The organism is Seohaeicola sp. 4SK31 (assembly GCF_028802875.1).
Lineage (GTDB): Bacteria > Pseudomonadota > Alphaproteobacteria > Rhodobacterales > Rhodobacteraceae > Seohaeicola.
This window is the reverse complement of the sequence record NZ_JARAMP010000045.1, coordinates 1-16692: the sequence shown is the minus strand read 5'-3', so window position 1 is coordinate 16692 and position 16692 is coordinate 1. Positions and strand designations below refer to the sequence as shown.

Here is a 16692-nt window from a genome sequence, read left to right as displayed (position 1 = left end):
GCCTTGGCGGCGGTGCGGTTGTAGACCGTGACCTCATGCCCCTTGGCGGCCAGATGCCCCGCCATCGGATAGCCCATCACGCCCAAACCCAGAAATGCCAGTTTCGCCATTGTCCTTGTCCCTCCCTCGTTCTGTTCGCTTGGTTTGTGTCCAGACCAAAGCCCGAATGCAAGCGGTATGCGCTTGCGCGCTTCAACTGCGCGCCTACCGAAAAAGTATATCGGCGCGTCGGCTTTACAATCTTATGTTGCTGGCCCCAGATAGGCGGACGCTGAAGATGTCTCATGAACACAACCCCATGACGACGCAACACAACTTTGTCGACAGGCCGACTGAAACGACCGCATGACTGATCAAACAGGCCCTTCCCAGAGACCGCTGATGCGGCTGCTCCATGTGGTGATGCTCTATCTTGGCGCGCTTCTTTTCGGGGTATTTGCCCATTGGGTGCGCTTTCCGCTGCCATGGATGCTTGGGGCCATGGTCTTTGCTTCGACCGTCAGAATGCTGGAACAGCCGCTTCCGATTCCTGCCATGACCCGGCAGATCGGGCAGGTCCTGATCGCGACCTCGGTCGGGTTGTCCTTCACCCCTGAGGCTGTCAAAGCGATGGACTCCTTGCTGTTGCCCATGATCGCCGTTGCCTTGGCAACCATCGCTCTGGGCTTTGTGGTTGCAGCGGTTCTGATGCGCATAACCAAGGTCGATGTGATCACCGCAACGCTCGCGTCAATCCCTATGGGTCCGGTGGAAAGCGCGATACTTGCGGTGAAACACAAGGTGCAGCCGGGCCCGATCGTCTTTTCCCAGACATTGCGGATCGTCCTTCTGGTTGTTCTGATACCCCCTGCCATCGTCGCCATCGACGGCACCATCAAGGACCCGATAAAGGTTCTGTCGCAGACGCCGTGGACCCTGTCGGGAAGCGTGCTGTTGTGCCTTGCGGGTATCGCCGGCGCCTTCGCGGCCCGCACCGTTCGTCTGGCAAACCCGTTCTTTGTCGGCTCGTTGGGTGGAGCCACACTGGCCGCCGCCTTCAGTTTGCCGATCACTGCCTACCCCTATCCGGTGCTTGTGCTGGCGCAGGTGTTTCTGGGCGTCTGGCTGGGCGCTGTCTTCGACCGCGATCTGTTCCGTCGGGCGCAGGGGTTCATCCCTGGCGCGATCTTTGCCGCGATCCTTCTGATCCTGCTGTGTCTTGGGATGGGGCTGCTGCTGTCATGGCTGACCGGTCAGTCATGGCAGGTCATGATCCTGTCCACCGCACCCGGCAGCGTCACCGAGATGGCCCTGACCGCCAAGATCCTGCAAGAAGGTCTTGCCATCGTGACCGCGTTTCATGTGATCCGGATCTTCATCATCCTGCCTTTTGCAAGTTCGATCATTGCGGTCACGGCGCGGCTTGCAGACAGATGGGGCCTGCATCCGGACTAGTGAGCGTCGGATCAGCCCAGAACGAACGCGTCGATCATGTCCTGTGGGACACCGACAGAGCTTGCCGTCTCGATCAACTGGCCGAATGTTCCGTCATCCATGGGAATGCCGTGGATCAACCGCTCCTGCGTGCTGCGCCGTTCCGGATCGCCCGGAAACTGCACTGCATCCACGCCCGGGGCGGGTGGCGATGCCTTCACCCAGTCGGTGTATCTGTCCACCTCGTTCTCAAAGTCCTGAACCGAGCCGAAAGCCGCGGGATCAATCAGGATGGCCAGCATGTTGTTGAGGATTCGAGACGGCACCTCGCGTTCCGGAGCATAGGCACCCCCGCCGCTGAGCGCGCCGCCCAGAAGATCACCCAACAGGGCAAGGCCGAATCCCTTGTGCATTCCGAAGGTCGTCAGGGCGCCAGTTGGATCGTCAAACATGACGGAAGGGTTCGTGGTCGGATGGCCAAGGGAATCGACCAGCGCACCCTGTGGCACGGCTTTGCCGCTGAGATGGGCCACCCTGACCTTACCCATGGCGATGGTGCTTGTCGCCATATCCAGCAAGAACATAGGGGTCTTGTCGGTGGCCGGGATCGCTGTGCAATAAGGGTTCGTTACAAAACGTGCGTCACTGCCGCCGAACGGGGCCACCAGCGGTCTGGGACTTTGCACATTGGCATAGATGATGCAGATGAACCCGGCCTCGGCGGCCATGGCCCCCCAGTCACCAAGACGCCCCAGATGGAAACTGTTGCGCAGTGACAGAACAGCGAACTGGCTTGTTCCGGCGCTTGCAATCGCCATGGTCATCGCCTGTTCTGCGATGACATGTCCGAAGCCCTGCTGACCATCCACCAAAAGGAACGGGCCATTCTCGTGAACCAGTCTTGCCGCGGCATCAGGGATCAGATGCCCGGCCTTGATCCCCGCGACATAGGCGGGGATCATGCCGACACCGTGGCTGTCATGCCCGGCCAGATTTGCACTGACCAGTCGCGCGGCAACTTTTTGCGCTGCATCCGGGTGTCCGCCGGCATGACGCAGGATTGTGTCTGCCAGCGCAGTCAGTTGTTGGGCGTTGATCTGCATATGTTCACCACTTTCCTGGACAATCCAATATCCGCTTCGTCGCCAGAAGTGATGGGCTTTGGCTGTCTTGTAAATAGATTTGACAAGTTAAATTCGATCTGTTGGAGTGGCGTCATTGGATCCGGCGAGGAGGAACGCCCGGGCCTGATGGACACGCCTGCACCGACCGATGTTTCGCGGCCCGGGCACTTCAATACACTGACAGGGAGGAACTGATGCGTAGAATTCTTTTGACCGGAGCTGTCGCGATGGCGGCCATGGCCAGTCAGGCCAATGCTCAACAGATCAAGATCATGACCGGCCCGCAGGGCGGTGCCTGGTATCCGCTGGGCGGGGCGATCCAGTCGATGTTGTCCGATGACGGCATAGGCGTGCAGGTTCTGCCGGGCGGCGGTGTCGCCAACGCACAAGGCGTGCAGGGCGGACAGACGGATCTGGCGTTCGGAAACTCGATTTCGGTCGTGGATGCGCTTGAAGGGCGTGAGCCCTTTGAAGGGAAAGCCGATAACATCTGCCTGATGGCCACGCTTTATCCGCAATATTTCCAGATGGTTGCGCCATCCGATAGCGGCATTGCCTCGGTCGAGGATCTGAAGGGCAAACGTATCGTCACACAGCCGGTGGGCAATACCGCCGAGCAGGTCATGAGGGCCATCCTGCAAACAGCAGGCACCAGCTATGACGACATGCGCAGCGTTGACTATGTGTCCTATTCGGACGGTGTTGGACTTGTGCAGGACGGCAATGCCGATCTTTTCACCGCAGGCACCACGGCACCTGCTTCGGCGATCATGGACCTGGCAAACTCGACCGATATCACGATGGTCCCGCTGACCGAGGAATTCATCGGGAAGATGCGTGAAGAGATCAATCCGGGTTATGCCTCGCTGACAATCGCGGCTGGCACCTATCCCGGACAGGCCGAGGATGTGACGGTCGTGGGTTACATGACCCAGCTGATCGGGCGTTGTGATCTGGATGATGCCGTCGTGACAGCCCTGCTGGAAAACATGTGGGCCGAGCGCGGCGATCTGGCAACGATCAGTGCCGCCCTGCGCGATATCACGATCGAGAAGATGCGCGACGAAGGTGGCGTTCCGCTGCATGCGGCGGCCAAGGCCTTCTACGACGCTAACCAGTAACCGCATCGAGGACGGGCCGTCGCCAAGGGCGGCCTGTCCTTTCCTTGCCCTTGAATGACCGGATGAAAACCATGCTGACAGTAGATGTCTGGCTGCGACGCCTGACCATTGCGGTCGCTGTGTCGATGAGCCTCTTTCACCTATACGTGGCATGGTTCGGCCCACCCAATGCCTTTACCCTGCGCGCCACACATTTCGGGTTTGCGCTGGCGCTTGCCTATCTGGCCTTGCCGATGACCCCGTCGCGACGCGGCAAACCTGCCGGGATCATTGATTTCGTGTTCATGTTCGCAGCTCTTGCGGCGGCCAGCTATCCGATCATCAACCAGACCTATTTCAACACGCGCATGGCCTATGTCGGGCCTGTTTCCGTGATGGATCAGGTCTTTGCCGTGATGATGCTGGTCACCATTCTCGAGGCGACGCGGCGCGCCATCGGGTTCATCCTGCCGCTGACGGCGGTCATCTTTCTGACCTATCAGGTATTCTTCACGCAGGCTGATCTGGTTCGGCTGCTGGAATATCAATACATGACCACCGATGCGCTGTTTGGTGTGCCGGCGCAGGTCTCGGCCACCTATGTGGTGCTGTTCGTGATCTTCGGCGCCTTGGCGGAACGCTTTGGTATCGGCAAGCTCTTCATGGATTTCGCCTTGGCCCTGACGGGCCATGCAGCAGGCGGGCCTGCAAAAGTGGCGGTTGTGACATCGGGCCTGTTCGGCTCGGTCTCTGGCTCGGCCGTGGCCAATGTGATGACGACCGGCACTTTCTCGATCCCGCTGATGAAGCGGATCGGTTACCGCCCACAATTCGCGGGCGCGGTCGAGGCCGTGGCCTCGACTGGCGGGCAGATCATGCCACCGATCATGGGGGCCGCTGCCTTTGTCATGGCAGAGTTCATGGGGGTCAGCTACCTGACCGTCGCAGGTTATGCGCTGATGCCTGCCCTGCTGTATTTTCTGGCTGTCTTTCTTGCCGTGCATTTCGAGGCACGTAAACGGGGCATGAAGGGCCTACCCAAATCGGACCTGCCTCGTGTGGGCAAAGTTCTGAAGGATGAGGGGCATCTGTTCCTGCCACTAGTTGTGATCGTCGGCATGTTGATGGGAGGCTATTCCGCGCCCTTCTCGGCGCTGAGCGGAATCCTTTCGGTCATCCCGGTCGTGCTCATGCGCAAGACGACGCGGCACGAGTTCAGCTTTCCCAAGCTGATCGACGCGTTGCACTCGGGGGCTGTCAACTCTGTCGCTGTGGCGCTGGCCTGTGCGACAGCTGGTATCGTGATCGGTGTGATCGCGCAGACCGGGCTGGGCCTGACCTTTACCGGCTTGGTCAAGGCCGCGGCGGGGCAGCAACTGATCTTCGCCCTGATCCTGACGATGATGGCCGGAATCGTGCTGGGCATGGGGATGCCGACAACGCCGGCCTATATTGTTCAGGTCGCGCTGCTGGTGCCTGCGCTTGTCAACATGGGCGTGTCGATCCCGGCGGCGCATATGTTCGTCTTTTACTACGCGATCCTGTCCGCCATCACGCCGCCCGTGGCCATTGCCGTCTACGCCGCTTGCGGCATCGCGCAATCGCCAGTCATGGCGACGTCATGGGTTGCGGTGCGACTGGGACTGACCGGGTATATCATCCCTTTCATGTTCGTGTTCGGCCCATCGCTTCTGATGATCGGCACATGGACAGAAATCGTGCTGACCGCCTTCAGCGCCACGATGGGGGTCACCTTCCTCGCGGCGGGTCTTGCAGGTTTCCTGCTCAGGCCGACGGGATGGATCGCACGCAGCCTGTTGGTGGCCGCGGCACTTACCCTTATCAACCCGGGGCTGGTGACGGATGTGATTGGTCTCTCACTGGGTTTGCTTGCCCTGTTCCTGAATTCTCGGGAAAGGTCGGATGGCTGGGATGAGGAGAATAATGAGCCGCGTGTCTCGTTGAACGAAACACTGAGAGCCGAAGCCGCGCGGCGCGCCAAGCGTTAGAAGTTTCGACACCACCGCAAACAGACAAGCCGGGGATCTTTTCCCGGCTTTCTGCATTTCACAAGGCGTGCTGACTGACCCCAGACCGGAATCAGGTATGCACCTCAGCGGCCTTTATCCTTGCGCCATGCGGCAAAGGCTTGCGCATGTTCATCCTTGGTGCAGGGATAAAGTCCGATGATCGAGGCGCCTGCCTTGACCTGCTCGACCACGAAATCCTCGTAGACCGACATTTCGACAGCTTCAGCCGCAACATCGGCGGCGATATCCTGCGGGATCACGATCACGCAATCGGCATCCCCCACGATGATATCACCCGGAAATACCGGCGCATCGCCGCAGCCGATGGGCAGGTTCAGATCATAAGCCTCGTGCAGGGTCAGGTTAGTGGGGCTGGACGGGCGCGTGTGATAGGCCGGGATATCAAGACCCGCGATCTCATGCGCGTCGCGGAATCCGCCATCGGTGACAACGCCGGCCGCACCCCGCATCATCAGCCGCGTGACAAGGATATCCCCCGCCGACGCGGCGCGCGGGTCCTTGCGGCAATCCATCACCAGCACGGCCCCTTCGGGACAGGTATCGACGGCCACACGCTGCGGGTGATCGGGGCGGCGGAACACCTCGATCCCGTTGCGATCCTCGCGCGCGGGGATATAGCGAAGGGTGACGGCGGGGCCGACCATGTTGCGCCCCTTGGCAGCCACGGGGCGCACCCCCTGTATCACCTGATTGCGCAAACCGCGCTTGTACAAAACAGTCGACAGGGTTGCGACAGAAACGGTCATCAACTGGTCACGCAAGGTCTTGTCCATCGGTGTCATCCTTCTTGGAGATCTGCGGGCAACAGGGCCGCGGGCATGTTCTGATAGGCGACGGGTCGCAGGAAGCGTCGGATCGCCATTGTACCCACGCTGGTCGCGCCGAAATTCGTGCTGGCAGGATATGGTCCGCCATGCACCATCGCATCACAGACCTCGACCCCGGTCGGGAAACCATTGGCCAGCAAACGCCCCGCCTTGCGTTCAAGGACAGGCATCAGACGACGGGCCAAGACAGTGTCACCCTCATCCATATGGAGTGTGCAGGTCAGTTGCCCCTCCAGATCACGGGCGATCGCCTCCATCTGGGCAAGATCCTTGACCGTGATCAGGATACCCAGCGGACCGAACACCTCGTGATGCAGGTCAGGCTGCGCCTGCCACGTGTCACCGCTCACGCGGATCAACATCGGCAGAGCGTTGCGGCCATCTGCGAGTTTCGCTTTCACGGCCGACACCCCCGGAACGGACAACGCTGCCTCGCATCCCTTGCGATAGGCTGACGCGATACCGCCCGTCAGCATCGTCTGTTCCGAAACATCCGACAGCGCCGAGAGCACGGCGTCGGCGAAATGGTCAGCATCCGGTCCCTCAACAACCAGAGCCACGCCCGGATTGGTACAAAACTGCCCCGCCCCCATCGTCAGACTTGCAGCCCATCCTTGCGCGATGGCATCCGCGCGCGCAGCCATCGCCTCGGGCAGCAGGAACATCGGGTTGATACTGCCAAGCTCTCCAAAGAACGGGATCGGTTCGGGTCGCGCGGCGCAAAGGTCGAAGAGCGCCCTACCCCCACGCAAACTGCCGGTAAAGCCGACAGCGCGGATCAGCGAATGGGTCACCAAAGCCTGCCCCACGGCGTTGCCTCCTCCGTGGATCAAGGCGAAGACCCCGGCGGGCATGCCACTGCGGTGGATCGCGGCATGGATCGCTTCGGCCACGATCTCGCCCGTGCCGGGATGGGCGGCATGACCACGCAGCACAACGGGGCAACCGGCGGCCAAGGCCGAGGCCGTGTCACCCCCGGCGGTCGAGAAAGCGAGCGGAAAGTTCGACGCCCCGAACACGGCAACCGGACCCAAGGGCCGCTGCACCATGCGGATATCTGGGCGCGGCAAGGGTTTGCGATCTGGCAGTGCTGGATCGATGCGAATATCAAGGTGATCCGCCTTGAGGATATGATCCGCGAAAAGACGCAATTGTCCCGTCGTGCGCCCACGCTCGCCCTCGATCCGGGCTTGCGGCAGACCGCTTTCCTGTGTTGCGATTTCGGTGATGGCTTCGGCCCGTGCCTCGATTTCCTCTGCGATGGCGATCAGGAACGCCGCGCGTTCGGCGCGGGTGGTTTCTGCAAAGCTCCAGAAAGCATCCTCGGCGGCCTGACAGGCGCGGTCCACCAGATCGGGTGTTGCCTCGCTGAAATCATGGGCGGGGCCATGTGCCGGGTCCGAGCGAAACGTGGTCTCGCTGGCGATCCAGTCACCTGCGATCAGATGGCGGCCGTGTGGCGTATAGGTCATGAATGTTCGTCCTTCAGATCAGTTCATTTGCGCGCAGGAAACCGTCAAGCAGATGCTGCTGTTGCGCGGTCAGCGGCCATGCAGACGGCGGGCGCGTCGGTCCGCAATCCTGCCCCATCGCCGCGAGAGCGGCCTTGACCCCGGTGACATTGGTCCCGTTCATTTCAGCTGCGCGGATATCCTCGAAGGCTTTCATCCCCGCGATCAGGGCATTGGCGTGCACATAGTCCCCTGCCTCCAACGCGGCATGAATCGCCATCGAGCGTTCGGGCCAGACATTGATCAGACCAGAGGTGAAGCCCCGCGCGCCCACGGCATAAAAGGCAGGTGCCCAGATTTCAGCCAGTCCACCAACCCAGACGATATCTGGATCGCAGGCCGCCTGTGCCTCGGCCAGACGCATCGGGTTGGGCGTGGCCCATTTGACGCCGCGCACACCGGGCACAGCGCAGAGCGCGGCAATCGCCGCCGTGCCGATGGCGGCATTGCGCAGATACAGCATCATCGGCAACCCGCCCGAGGCATCACTGACCGCGTGCAGATAATCCACGATTCCGCGCGGCGCGACGAAAGGATCGGGCGGCTGATGCACCATCAACCCCGCAGCACCCGCATCTGCGGACATACGCGCAAGGCGGCACGCGTCGCGGATACCACGCCCGACACCCGCCAGAACCGGCGCGCGATCCCCGACCATGCCCACAACCTCGCGCGCCATGGTGCAGGCCTCATCCGTGGTCAGGGCATAGAACTCGCCCGTATTGCCGTTGACGACCGGGATATGCATCCCCGCCCCCAGCGCACGGTCGATGATCGGAACCAACCGTTCCGGCGCGATCTCACCCGCCGCATCATAGGGCGTCACGAGGATGCCCGATATCCCGGTCAGCGCTGCCTCAAGGGCCTTTGTCTTGTCCGTCATCTTACGCCTTTCGGATCAAAAAATATCAGGCTCGCCCGCCGCAGGGCCATGTTCGCGCGTCAGGAAATCAAAGTCGCAACCTGTATCCGCCTGCCCCACATGCTTGGAGAACATGTAGCCCCAGCCCCGCTGATAGCGTGGTTCCGGCGGTGTCCAAGCCGCGCGGCGCGCCTCGATCTCGGCGTCGGGCACCAGCATATCCAGCCGCCGCGCGGCCAGATCCAGCCGCACGATATCACCCGTTTTCAACAGGGCGAGTGGCCCGCCGACAAACGCCTCGGGCGCCACATGCAGCACGCAAGCGCCATAGGACGTGCCCGACATCCGCGCATCCGAGATGCGCAGCATATCGCGATGCCCCTGTTTCAGCAGCGCCTTGGGGATCGGCAGCATCCCCCATTCGGGAAAACCGGGTCCTCCCAATGGCCCCGCATTGCGCAGCACCATCACATGATCCGGCGTCACCTCAAGGTTTTCGTCATCCACCGCCTTCTTCATCTCGGGATAGCTGTCGAACACCAGCGCGGGGCCTTCATGGGTGTAGAACTTCGGATCACAGGCCGCAGGCTTGATCACCGCCCCATCGGGGCAAAGATTGCCGCGCAGCACCGCCAATGAGCCTTCCGCATAGACCGGGTTCGACAGCGGGCGGATCACATCGTCATTATACACCTGCGCATCGGCAATATTCTGGCCCACGGTCGTGCCCGCCACGGTCATGCAGGACGTATCCAGACGATCCGCGATCTGCTTCATCATCGCCAGCAGACCGCCTGCGTAATAGAAGTCTTCCATCAGGTAATTGCTGCCCGAGGGCCGGATATTCGCCAGCAAAGGCGTGGACCGCCCCAGTGCGTCCAGATCGTCCAAGCTCAGATCCACACCGGCACGCCGCGCCATGGCGATCAGATGCACTACCGCATTGGTGGAACAGCCCGTGGCCATGGCGACAATCGCGGCATTGCGCACCGCCGCATCAGTCACGATCCGGTCAGGGGTCAGATCCTCCCACACCATCTCGACGATGCGCCGTCCGCTGCCGCTGGCCATGCGGCTGTGATTGCTGTCCACAGCGGGAATGGACGACGCCCCCGGCAGCGTCAGGCCCAGAGAATCGGCGATGGCCGTCATGGTGCTTGCCGTGCCCATCGTCATGCAGACCCCGTGACTGCGCGCAATCCCGCCCTGCACCCCGTGCCATTCCGCATCCGAGATATTGCCCGCGCGCCGCTCGTCCCAGTATTTCCAGGCGTCCGAGCCGGACCCCAGAACCTTGCCCGCATAATTGCCGCGCAGCATCGGCCCGGCAGGCATGAAGATGAACGGCACCCCCGCTGTCAGCGCCCCCATGATCAGCGCGGGCGTGGTCTTGTCACAACCGCCCATCAGGATCACGCCGTCGAACGGATGCGAGCGGATCACCTCCTCCGTCTCCATCGCCAGCATGTTCCGATAGATCATCGAGGTGGGTTTGGTGAATTGCTCATCCACCGACAGAACCGGCATCTCGACCGGAAAACCGCCCGCCTGCAAGACGCCGCGCTTCACCTCCTTGGCGCGTTCGGGGAAATGGCCGTGGCAGGAATTGATCTCTGACCATGTATTCAGAACGCCGATGATCGGCTTGCCGCGAAACTCCTCCTCGGCATAGCCAAGCTGCATCATGCGTGAACGGTGGCCGAAACTGCGCAGGTCATCCGGCGCGAACCAGCGTGCAGATCGCAGGGTTTCAGGTGTCTTGGGCATCGGGTGATCCTTCGGGTCTTGGGCGTGCGTGGGATTGGGGCTATAGCGGTGGCATCAGAGGGAGAGGGACATGTCATGCCGCACAATCGACTGAAATCCGGGCTGGCCGCGGGGCAACCCATGGCGGGGATCTGGCTGTCGCTGGATGCGCCCGCCGCCACCGAGATCGCGGCTGGCAGCGGCGCGGACTGGCTTTTGATCGACATGGAACATTCGCCCACGCCCTTGTCGGGGATCGGGCATCACCTGCGCGCGGCCATGGCTGGCCCGGTCGAGGCGGTGGTGCGTGTGCCCAGTGCAGAGCCTGTGATGGTCAAGCGATTGCTGGATCTGGGCGCACGCAGTCTGATGTTCCCGATGATCGACAGCGCGGACGATGCCGCGCGCGCTGTCAGCTATACGCGCTATCCGCCCGACGGAATGCGCGGTCTGTCGATGACCACGCGCGCCAACAACTACGGGCGCAATCCCGACTACCTCAGGCAATATGCCGATGATCTGTGCATCATCGTGCAGGTCGAAACCCCGCAGGCCGTGGCCGCGATCCCGCAGATCGCCGCCGTGCCCGGCGTGGACGCGATCTTCATCGGCCCCGCTGATCTGTCGGCCGCGATGGGCCATCTGGGGGGCGCGCAACACCCCGAGCCGCAAGCCCTGATCGACAAGGCACGGGACATGGCCAAAGCCGCAGGCAAACCCATCGGCATCCTGGGTTTCGGCAGCGATCTGGCGCGTGGCTATTTCGCGCGCGGCTTCGATTTCGTTGCCGTTGCTGGCGACAGCTGGCTGTTGGCGCGCCAGTTCGATGCCCTGATCGCCAATGTGAAGGGCTGAAAGCCTCATACCCGCCGCTCCTGATCGGTGACCCGGCGACGGGCCTGCACCAGATGATAGCTCATGAGCAATGCGGCCCCTTCTGCATCGCGGTTGCGGATCGCTTCAAGGATCTGGCGGTGCTCGTCCAGAACGGCTTCGATCCGCGCATCGGTGCCTGCGCTGGTCAACTGCTGCGCGACACCGATGGCCTGCAGCATCAGCACGCGGGTGGCATTCAGCATATCGCAGAAGATCTCGTTGCCGCTGGCTTCGGCAACGGCCATGTGGAAGTCGAAATCGGCCTCGCGCACAGGCTTGCGCGCGCGCATCGTGTGTTCCATGTGCGCCAATGCCGCCTCGATCCGCTCGAGATCGCGCGGTGTCGCGCGCAGCGCGGCATGCCGGGCGGCTGCGGCTTCCAGTGACAGCCGCGCCTCCATGCACCGCATCAAGCCTGCAACATCATCAGCCCGCGCATGCTCGATCAAGCCCTGCGGCGGACGACGCCTGACGAAACTGCCAACACCATGCTGAGCCGACACAATGCCGTCGTCGCGCAGACGGGCCAGAGCCTCGCGCACGACAGGGCGGGAAACTTCGAAACGTTCGCTGATCTGATGTTCGGATGGCAGTTTGTCGCCTTCGGCCAACTGCCCCGATGCGATCAACTCGAGAATGCGACCATAGATTTGGTCTGCCAAAGTCTCGCGCTTGCGGATGGTCGCATTCAGCAGCGGATCTTCGGCCTTGCCCGGTGGTGTCATGCCCGCCCCCCCAAGTCTGAGGAGATGCCGGCTGTGGCAGTTGAGACAAACAGTGGCATGCGGTAGGAAACTCCTGACTCTGTGCCCGGCCAGCATGCACATAACGATCTATGTTGTAAATATTATTGACAACTTGTTGCTGTTCAGGCGAGACAGGGAAAAACCCAAGTAGAAAGCGGTGCAGCATATGACACAGGCTCCGACCCCGAATTCCCGCACGGCGGGCAAGGTTCTGGTGGACCAGCTTCTGGTGCACGGGGCCGATAGCGCTTTTTGCGTTCCGGGCGAAAGCTATCTCGAGGTGCTGGACGCGCTTCATGACGTGTCAGACCGGTTCACCCTGATCAATGCCCGTCACGAGGCTGGCGCCGCCAATATGGCCGAAGCTTATGGCAAGCTGACGGGCAAGCCCGGCATCGCCATGGTCACGCGCGGACCGGGGGCCTGCCACGCCTGTATCGGCGTGCATATCGCGCAACAGGACAGCACACCGATGATCCTGCTGATCGGTCAGGTCGGACGCGACATGCTGGACCGCGAAGCGTTTCAGGAGGTGGATTACCGCCAGATGTTCGGTGGCCTCGCCAAATGGGTGGCGCAGATCGACAGCCCCGAACGGGTCCCCGAATACATGGCCCGCGCCTTCCGTGTGGCCACTTCCGGTCGTCCCGGTCCCGTGGTTCTGGCCCTGCCCGAGGATATGCTGACCACAACCGTAAGCGTCGCCGATGCCCGTCCCTATGAGCCGACACAGGCCGCGATCACACAAGCACAAATTGATGATCTGACCGCCCTGCTGGCGCAGGCCGAACGCCCGATGCTGCTGCTGGGCGGCTCTGGCTGGACCGATGCAGCTGCTGCCGCGATCCGCTGCTTTGCCGAGGCCAACAAGCTGCCTGTCACCACATCCTTCCGTCGGCAGGATGCGATCGACAACCGCTCTGACAGCTATGTCGGCGAATTCGGCACCGCCACCGCGCCCGCCCTGCACAAACGCATGGCCGAGGCGGATATGGTGCTGGTCCTTGGCGCGCGTCTGGGCGAGATGACGACCAAGGGATATACCAACCTGACCCCGCCCGAGACGCGCCAGCGCCTGATCCATGTGCATCCCGACGCCGATGAGATCGGCCGCGTCTATGGCCCCGAACTGGGCCTTTGCGCCGCGATGGAGGGTGTGGCCCACGCCTTGGCGGGTGTCGATCTGGCGCGGCAGAACATCTGGGGCGATTGGTGCGCCACCTTGCGCGGCGAATACATGGCCGATACCGCCCGCCCCGCCGATGGCGGTTGGGCGCTGGATATGGGCCAAGCGCTCTGCGATATCCGCGACACGCTACCCGCCGACACGATCATCACGCTGGATGCGGGCAATCACACTGGCTGGGCGCAGCGTTTTCTGCGGTTCGGCAGACCGGGGCGCGAGATCGGCTCGACCTGTGGCTCGATGGGTTATTCCGTCCCCGCCGCTGTCGCCGCCAGCCTACGTCACCCAGACAGCCTCGTTCTGTCGATGGTGGGCGATGGCGGCTTCATGATGAGCGGTCAGGAATTGACCGTCGCCGCGCAATATGGCGCGACCCCCATCGTCTTGCTGTTCAACAACGGCATGTATGGCACGATCCGCATGCATCAGGAACGCGATCACCCGCTGCGCGTCTCTGGCACCGATCTGAGAACCCATGATTTCGTCCGCATGGCCGAAGGCTATGGCTGCCATGCCGAGCGCGTGACGCGGACCGAGGATTTTGCATCGGCTCTGGACCGGGCCCGCGCCTCGGGCAAGCCTGCTGTGCTGGAGCTGGTGACGGACCCCGAACAGATCACCTCGCGCACGACGATCACCAAGCTGCGGGCTGCCGCAGGCATCACCGCATGACCCGAAAGGACAGCAGTATGATCGACCTTTACACCTGGAGCACACCGAACGGCCGCAAGGTTTCGATCCTGCTCGAAGAGTTGGGCCTGCCTTACACGGTCCACGCGGTGAACATCGGCAAGGATGAACAGTTCGCCCCCGATTTCCTGGCCATTGCGCCCAACAACAAGATCCCGGCCATCGTGGATCACGATACCGGGGTCAATTTGTTCGAATCCGGTGCGATCATGATCTATCTGGCCGAGCGCGAAGGGCGCTTTCTGCCGACCGACGTCAAGCCCCGCGCCGCAGTGATGCAGTGGCTGATGTGGCAGATGGGTGGGTTTGGCCCGATGCTGGGACAGGCGCATGTGTTCCTGAAATTCAATCGCGGTCTGTCGCAGCCCGCAGAAGAGCGTTTCGCGAAAGAGGCTAAGCGCCTTTACGCCGTGCTGGACAGACAACTGGCCGACAATGAGCATGTCGCAGGCGACTATTCCATCGCAGATATGGCGATCTTCCCCTGGGCCGCGCGCCACGACTGGCATGAGATCGACCTGACGGCCTTTCCCAACGTGCTGCGCTGGTATCGTGCGCTGGCAGAACGCCCTGCCGTGCAGCGCGGCTACCAAGTGCCGAGCGATGTCGGGCCAATTCCGATGCCCGCATGAGCGCGCGAACCATCGTCGTCACCGGTGCAGGAAGCGGGATAGGCCGGGCCACCGCCCGGCTTTTTCTGGACAACGGCTGGCGCGTTGCGCTGGTCGGTCGCCGTGCCGACGCGCTGACCGAAAGCGCGCAGGCGGATCCGCAGGCGCTGATCCTTCCATGTGATGTCACGGATGAGGCAGCGGTCGATGCGGTCTTTGACACGGTTCTCGACCGCTGGGGCCGGATCGACGTGCTGTTCAACAATGCCGGTCGCAATCTGGGCGCAGACACACCAGACCGGATCGCCCCGGATGATTTCCGCGCTGTGCTGGATGTGAACGTGACAGGCGTATTCCTCTGCGCCCGCGCCGCTTTTGCCCGGATGCGCGCGCAGGACCCGCAAGGCGGCCGGATCATCAACAACGGCTCCATCAGCGCCCATGCGCCCCGTCCGGGCACGATTGCCTATACGGCGGCGAAACATGCGGTGACGGGGATCACCCGGGCCTTGTCTCTGGACGGGCGCGCCTTTGGCATAGCCTGCGGGCAGATCGACATCGGCAACGCCACATCGGGCATGGCGGACCGCATGGCCAAGGGTGTGATGCAGGCCGATGGCTCGATCCGACCCGAGGCGATGATCGACGTCTCAGTCGTGGCTGACAGCGTGCTGCACATGGCCAGCCTGCCCGACGGGGCCAATGTGCAATTCCTGACCGTGATGCCCATGACCATGCCCTTCATCGGGCGCGGATAAGGAGATTCCCACATGACCGAGGTTCTGAGCATCGGCACATATGCCGCCATGGACGCCGAGGCGCTGCGCGCGGAGTTCGGCGGCCCGGAACTCCCCGCCCTCGCCGATCTGGAGCTTTTGCCTATAGAGGCCCGCGCCCTTGTCCGCGCCGTCGCCTGCAAAAGCCATGAAGCCTTTGGGGCAACCGAGATGGACAAGTTGCCCGCTCTGGAACTGATCGCCCGCTATGGCGTGGGCTACGAAGCCGTTGATCTGGCCGCCGCCGCAACCCGCGGGATCGTCGTGACCAATACGCCCGATGTGCTGAACGATGACGTGGCCGATCTGGCCGTGGCCATGTGGCTGGGCCTGCTGCGCGAGGTCGAGCGTGGGATCGTCAATGTGCGTAGCGGTGCATGGGCGGCCGGCGGGCCGCCTTTGGCGCGCAAGGCCACGGGGCGACGGGTCGGCATCCTTGGTATGGGTCGCATCGGGCGCGAATTGGCGAACCGTCTGGCCGCGTTCAAATGCGATGTGCATTACTGCGCCCGCAGCCCCAAAGATACGCCCTCAGGCTGGCAGTTTCATCGGGACTCCGTGTCACTGGCCGATGCGGTGGACGATCTGTTCGTGACTGTCGTCGGAGGGGCCGAAACGGTGAACCTGATCAATGCCGAGGTCCTGAGCGCACTTGGGCCCGACGGCCATCTGATCAATCTTTCGCGCGGCACGGTTGTGGACGAGCCTGCCCTGCTGGCAGCACTGACCGACGGAACCATTCGCGGCGCGGCGCTGGATGTTTTCCTGAACGAACCGCAACCAGATCGGCGTCTGGTGGATCTGCCGAATGTCTTGCCCCTGCCCCATATCGGCACGGCCACGATTGAAACTCGCCGCGACATGGGACGTTTGCAGCGCGCGAATATCCGGGCCTTGCTTGACGGTCAGCCGGTGCTCACACCCGTTACTTAAGACGAAGACAACCGCATCTGCCGACGTGACAGGCCGCAATCTTATCGTCATGGAATCTGGCCACGCTGCATGACGGGCATGCTGCGAGAAACCGGCGTAACGCCCGACATATGGTGTTGTCAACGGCGGAGACAAAACCGGCCACGTGGCGGCGCAAAAGTAGGCCAGTGGCGGGGCACTAAGCGCCATGGCGCGTGCGCTCCCCAAATAGTTGGCATGTGCCATGGCGCATTGGCCCGG

At 62.3% G+C, this 16692-nt stretch carries 15 protein-coding genes; 8 read left to right on the top strand and 7 right to left on the bottom strand.

Annotated elements, in window-relative coordinates:
- Window positions 1–110: NAD(P)-binding domain-containing protein (locus PVW27_RS20460; protein WP_274556742.1), on the bottom strand; the 110-nt coding region annotated here is incomplete at its 3' end.
- A 235-nt stretch (window positions 111–345) separates the two neighbouring features.
- Here PVW27_RS20460 and PVW27_RS20455 point away from each other — a divergent pair.
- Complete coding sequence (locus tag PVW27_RS20455) at window positions 346–1434, top strand: AbrB family transcriptional regulator (RefSeq protein ID WP_274560906.1); 1089 nt, start codon at window positions 346–348, stop codon at window positions 1432–1434.
- 11 nt (window positions 1435–1445) lie between these two features.
- On the opposite strand, the gene PVW27_RS20450 is transcribed toward PVW27_RS20455, so the two are convergent.
- Window positions 1446–2516: a malate/lactate/ureidoglycolate dehydrogenase gene (locus PVW27_RS20450; protein WP_274560905.1), complete on the bottom strand. Its 1071-nt coding sequence runs from the start codon at window positions 2514–2516 to the stop codon at window positions 1446–1448.
- A gap of 215 nt (window positions 2517–2731) precedes the next feature.
- On the opposite strand from PVW27_RS20450, the gene PVW27_RS20445 reads away from it, so the two are divergent.
- Both PVW27_RS20445 and PVW27_RS20440 read left to right on the top strand, forming a co-directional pair.
- Window positions 2732–3658, top strand: a complete 927-nt coding sequence (locus PVW27_RS20445) for a TAXI family TRAP transporter solute-binding subunit (protein ID WP_274560904.1) — start codon at window positions 2732–2734, stop codon at window positions 3656–3658.
- A gap of 71 nt (window positions 3659–3729) precedes the next feature.
- Window positions 3730–5646, top strand: a complete 1917-nt coding sequence (locus PVW27_RS20440; protein ID WP_274560903.1) for a TRAP transporter permease — start codon at window positions 3730–3732, stop codon at window positions 5644–5646.
- A 104-nt stretch (window positions 5647–5750) separates the two neighbouring features.
- Here PVW27_RS20440 and PVW27_RS20435 read toward each other — a convergent pair whose 3' ends face one another.
- Genes PVW27_RS20435 through araD form a run of 4 tightly spaced genes read right to left on the bottom strand, consistent with a single transcriptional unit; the run spans window position 5751 to window position 10655 of the window.
- The gene (locus PVW27_RS20435; protein WP_274560902.1) at window positions 5751–6461 is read right to left on the bottom strand and encodes a ribonuclease activity regulator RraA; all 711 of its coding nucleotides are present in this window, start codon (window positions 6459–6461) and stop codon (window positions 5751–5753) included.
- Between the two features lie 5 nt (window positions 6462–6466).
- A complete protein-coding gene (locus PVW27_RS20430; protein ID WP_274560900.1) occupies window positions 6467–7987 on the bottom strand; it encodes an aldehyde dehydrogenase (NADP(+)) in 1521 nt (506 codons plus the stop codon).
- 13 nt (window positions 7988–8000) lie between these two features.
- On the bottom strand, window positions 8001–8909 hold the full coding sequence (locus tag PVW27_RS20425) for a dihydrodipicolinate synthase family protein (protein WP_274560899.1): 909 nt from the start codon (window positions 8907–8909) through the stop codon (window positions 8001–8003).
- A gap of 15 nt (window positions 8910–8924) precedes the next feature.
- Window positions 8925–10655: an L-arabinonate dehydratase gene (araD, locus tag PVW27_RS20420; protein WP_274560897.1), complete on the bottom strand. Its 1731-nt coding sequence runs from the start codon at window positions 10653–10655 to the stop codon at window positions 8925–8927.
- A 75-nt stretch (window positions 10656–10730) separates the two neighbouring features.
- Here araD and PVW27_RS20415 point away from each other — a divergent pair, with 75 nt between their 5' ends.
- Window positions 10731–11489 carry an HpcH/HpaI aldolase family protein gene (locus tag PVW27_RS20415; protein ID WP_274560894.1) on the top strand — a complete coding sequence of 253 codons (759 nt, stop codon included), beginning with the start codon at window positions 10731–10733 and terminating at the stop codon, window positions 11487–11489.
- 5 nt (window positions 11490–11494) lie between these two features.
- On the opposite strand, the gene PVW27_RS20410 is transcribed toward PVW27_RS20415, so the two are convergent.
- Window positions 11495–12235, bottom strand: a complete 741-nt coding sequence (locus PVW27_RS20410) for a FadR/GntR family transcriptional regulator (RefSeq protein ID WP_274560892.1) — start codon at window positions 12233–12235, stop codon at window positions 11495–11497.
- 187 nt (window positions 12236–12422) lie between these two features.
- Between PVW27_RS20410 and PVW27_RS20405 the strand changes: the two genes are divergently transcribed.
- The 4 genes from PVW27_RS20405 to PVW27_RS20390 are packed head-to-tail and all read left to right on the top strand — an operon-like array spanning window position 12423 to window position 16452.
- Window positions 12423–14114: a thiamine pyrophosphate-binding protein gene (locus PVW27_RS20405; protein WP_274560890.1), complete on the top strand. Its 1692-nt coding sequence runs from the start codon at window positions 12423–12425 to the stop codon at window positions 14112–14114.
- Between the two features lie 17 nt (window positions 14115–14131).
- A complete protein-coding gene (locus PVW27_RS20400) occupies window positions 14132–14764 on the top strand; it encodes a glutathione S-transferase family protein (protein ID WP_274560888.1) in 633 nt (210 codons plus the stop codon).
- Window positions 14761–15501, top strand: coding sequence for an SDR family oxidoreductase (locus PVW27_RS20395; RefSeq protein WP_274560886.1), 741 nt, complete (start codon window positions 14761–14763; stop codon window positions 15499–15501). Before PVW27_RS20400 ends, PVW27_RS20395 begins: the two co-directional genes overlap by 4 nt.
- Before the next feature lie 12 nt (window positions 15502–15513).
- Complete coding sequence (locus PVW27_RS20390) at window positions 15514–16452, top strand: 2-hydroxyacid dehydrogenase (RefSeq protein WP_274560885.1); 939 nt, start codon at window positions 15514–15516, stop codon at window positions 16450–16452.
- Window positions 16453–16692: the final 240 nt, after the last annotated feature.

Excerpts from the sequence above, each read along its gene's own strand:
- PVW27_RS20405 (WP_274560890.1), top strand. The coding sequence starts at position 12,423 with ATGACACAGGCTCCGACCCCGAATTCCCGCACGGCGGGCAAGGTTCTG.
- PVW27_RS20445 (WP_274560904.1), top strand. The coding sequence starts at position 2,732 with ATGCGTAGAATTCTTTTGACCGGAGCTGTCGCGATGGCGGCCATGGCC.
- PVW27_RS20450 (WP_274560905.1), bottom strand. The coding sequence starts at position 2,516 with ATGCAGATCAACGCCCAACAACTGACTGCGCTGGCAGACACAATCCTG.
- PVW27_RS20455 (WP_274560906.1), top strand. The coding sequence starts at position 346 with ATGACTGATCAAACAGGCCCTTCCCAGAGACCGCTGATGCGGCTGCTC.
- PVW27_RS20390 (WP_274560885.1), top strand. The coding sequence starts at position 15,514 with ATGACCGAGGTTCTGAGCATCGGCACATATGCCGCCATGGACGCCGAG.
- PVW27_RS20430 (WP_274560900.1), bottom strand. The coding sequence starts at position 7,987 with ATGACCTATACGCCACACGGCCGCCATCTGATCGCAGGTGACTGGATC.
- PVW27_RS20410 (WP_274560892.1), bottom strand. The coding sequence starts at position 12,235 with ATGACACCACCGGGCAAGGCCGAAGATCCGCTGCTGAATGCGACCATC.
- araD (WP_274560897.1), bottom strand. The coding sequence starts at position 10,655 with ATGCCCAAGACACCTGAAACCCTGCGATCTGCACGCTGGTTCGCGCCG.
- PVW27_RS20440 (WP_274560903.1), top strand. The coding sequence starts at position 3,730 with ATGCTGACAGTAGATGTCTGGCTGCGACGCCTGACCATTGCGGTCGCT.
- PVW27_RS20395 (WP_274560886.1), top strand. The coding sequence starts at position 14,761 with ATGAGCGCGCGAACCATCGTCGTCACCGGTGCAGGAAGCGGGATAGGC.
- PVW27_RS20435 (WP_274560902.1), bottom strand. The coding sequence starts at position 6,461 with ATGGACAAGACCTTGCGTGACCAGTTGATGACCGTTTCTGTCGCAACC.
- PVW27_RS20425 (WP_274560899.1), bottom strand. The coding sequence starts at position 8,909 with ATGACGGACAAGACAAAGGCCCTTGAGGCAGCGCTGACCGGGATATCG.
- PVW27_RS20400 (WP_274560888.1), top strand. The coding sequence starts at position 14,132 with ATGATCGACCTTTACACCTGGAGCACACCGAACGGCCGCAAGGTTTCG.
- PVW27_RS20415 (WP_274560894.1), top strand. The coding sequence starts at position 10,731 with ATGCCGCACAATCGACTGAAATCCGGGCTGGCCGCGGGGCAACCCATG.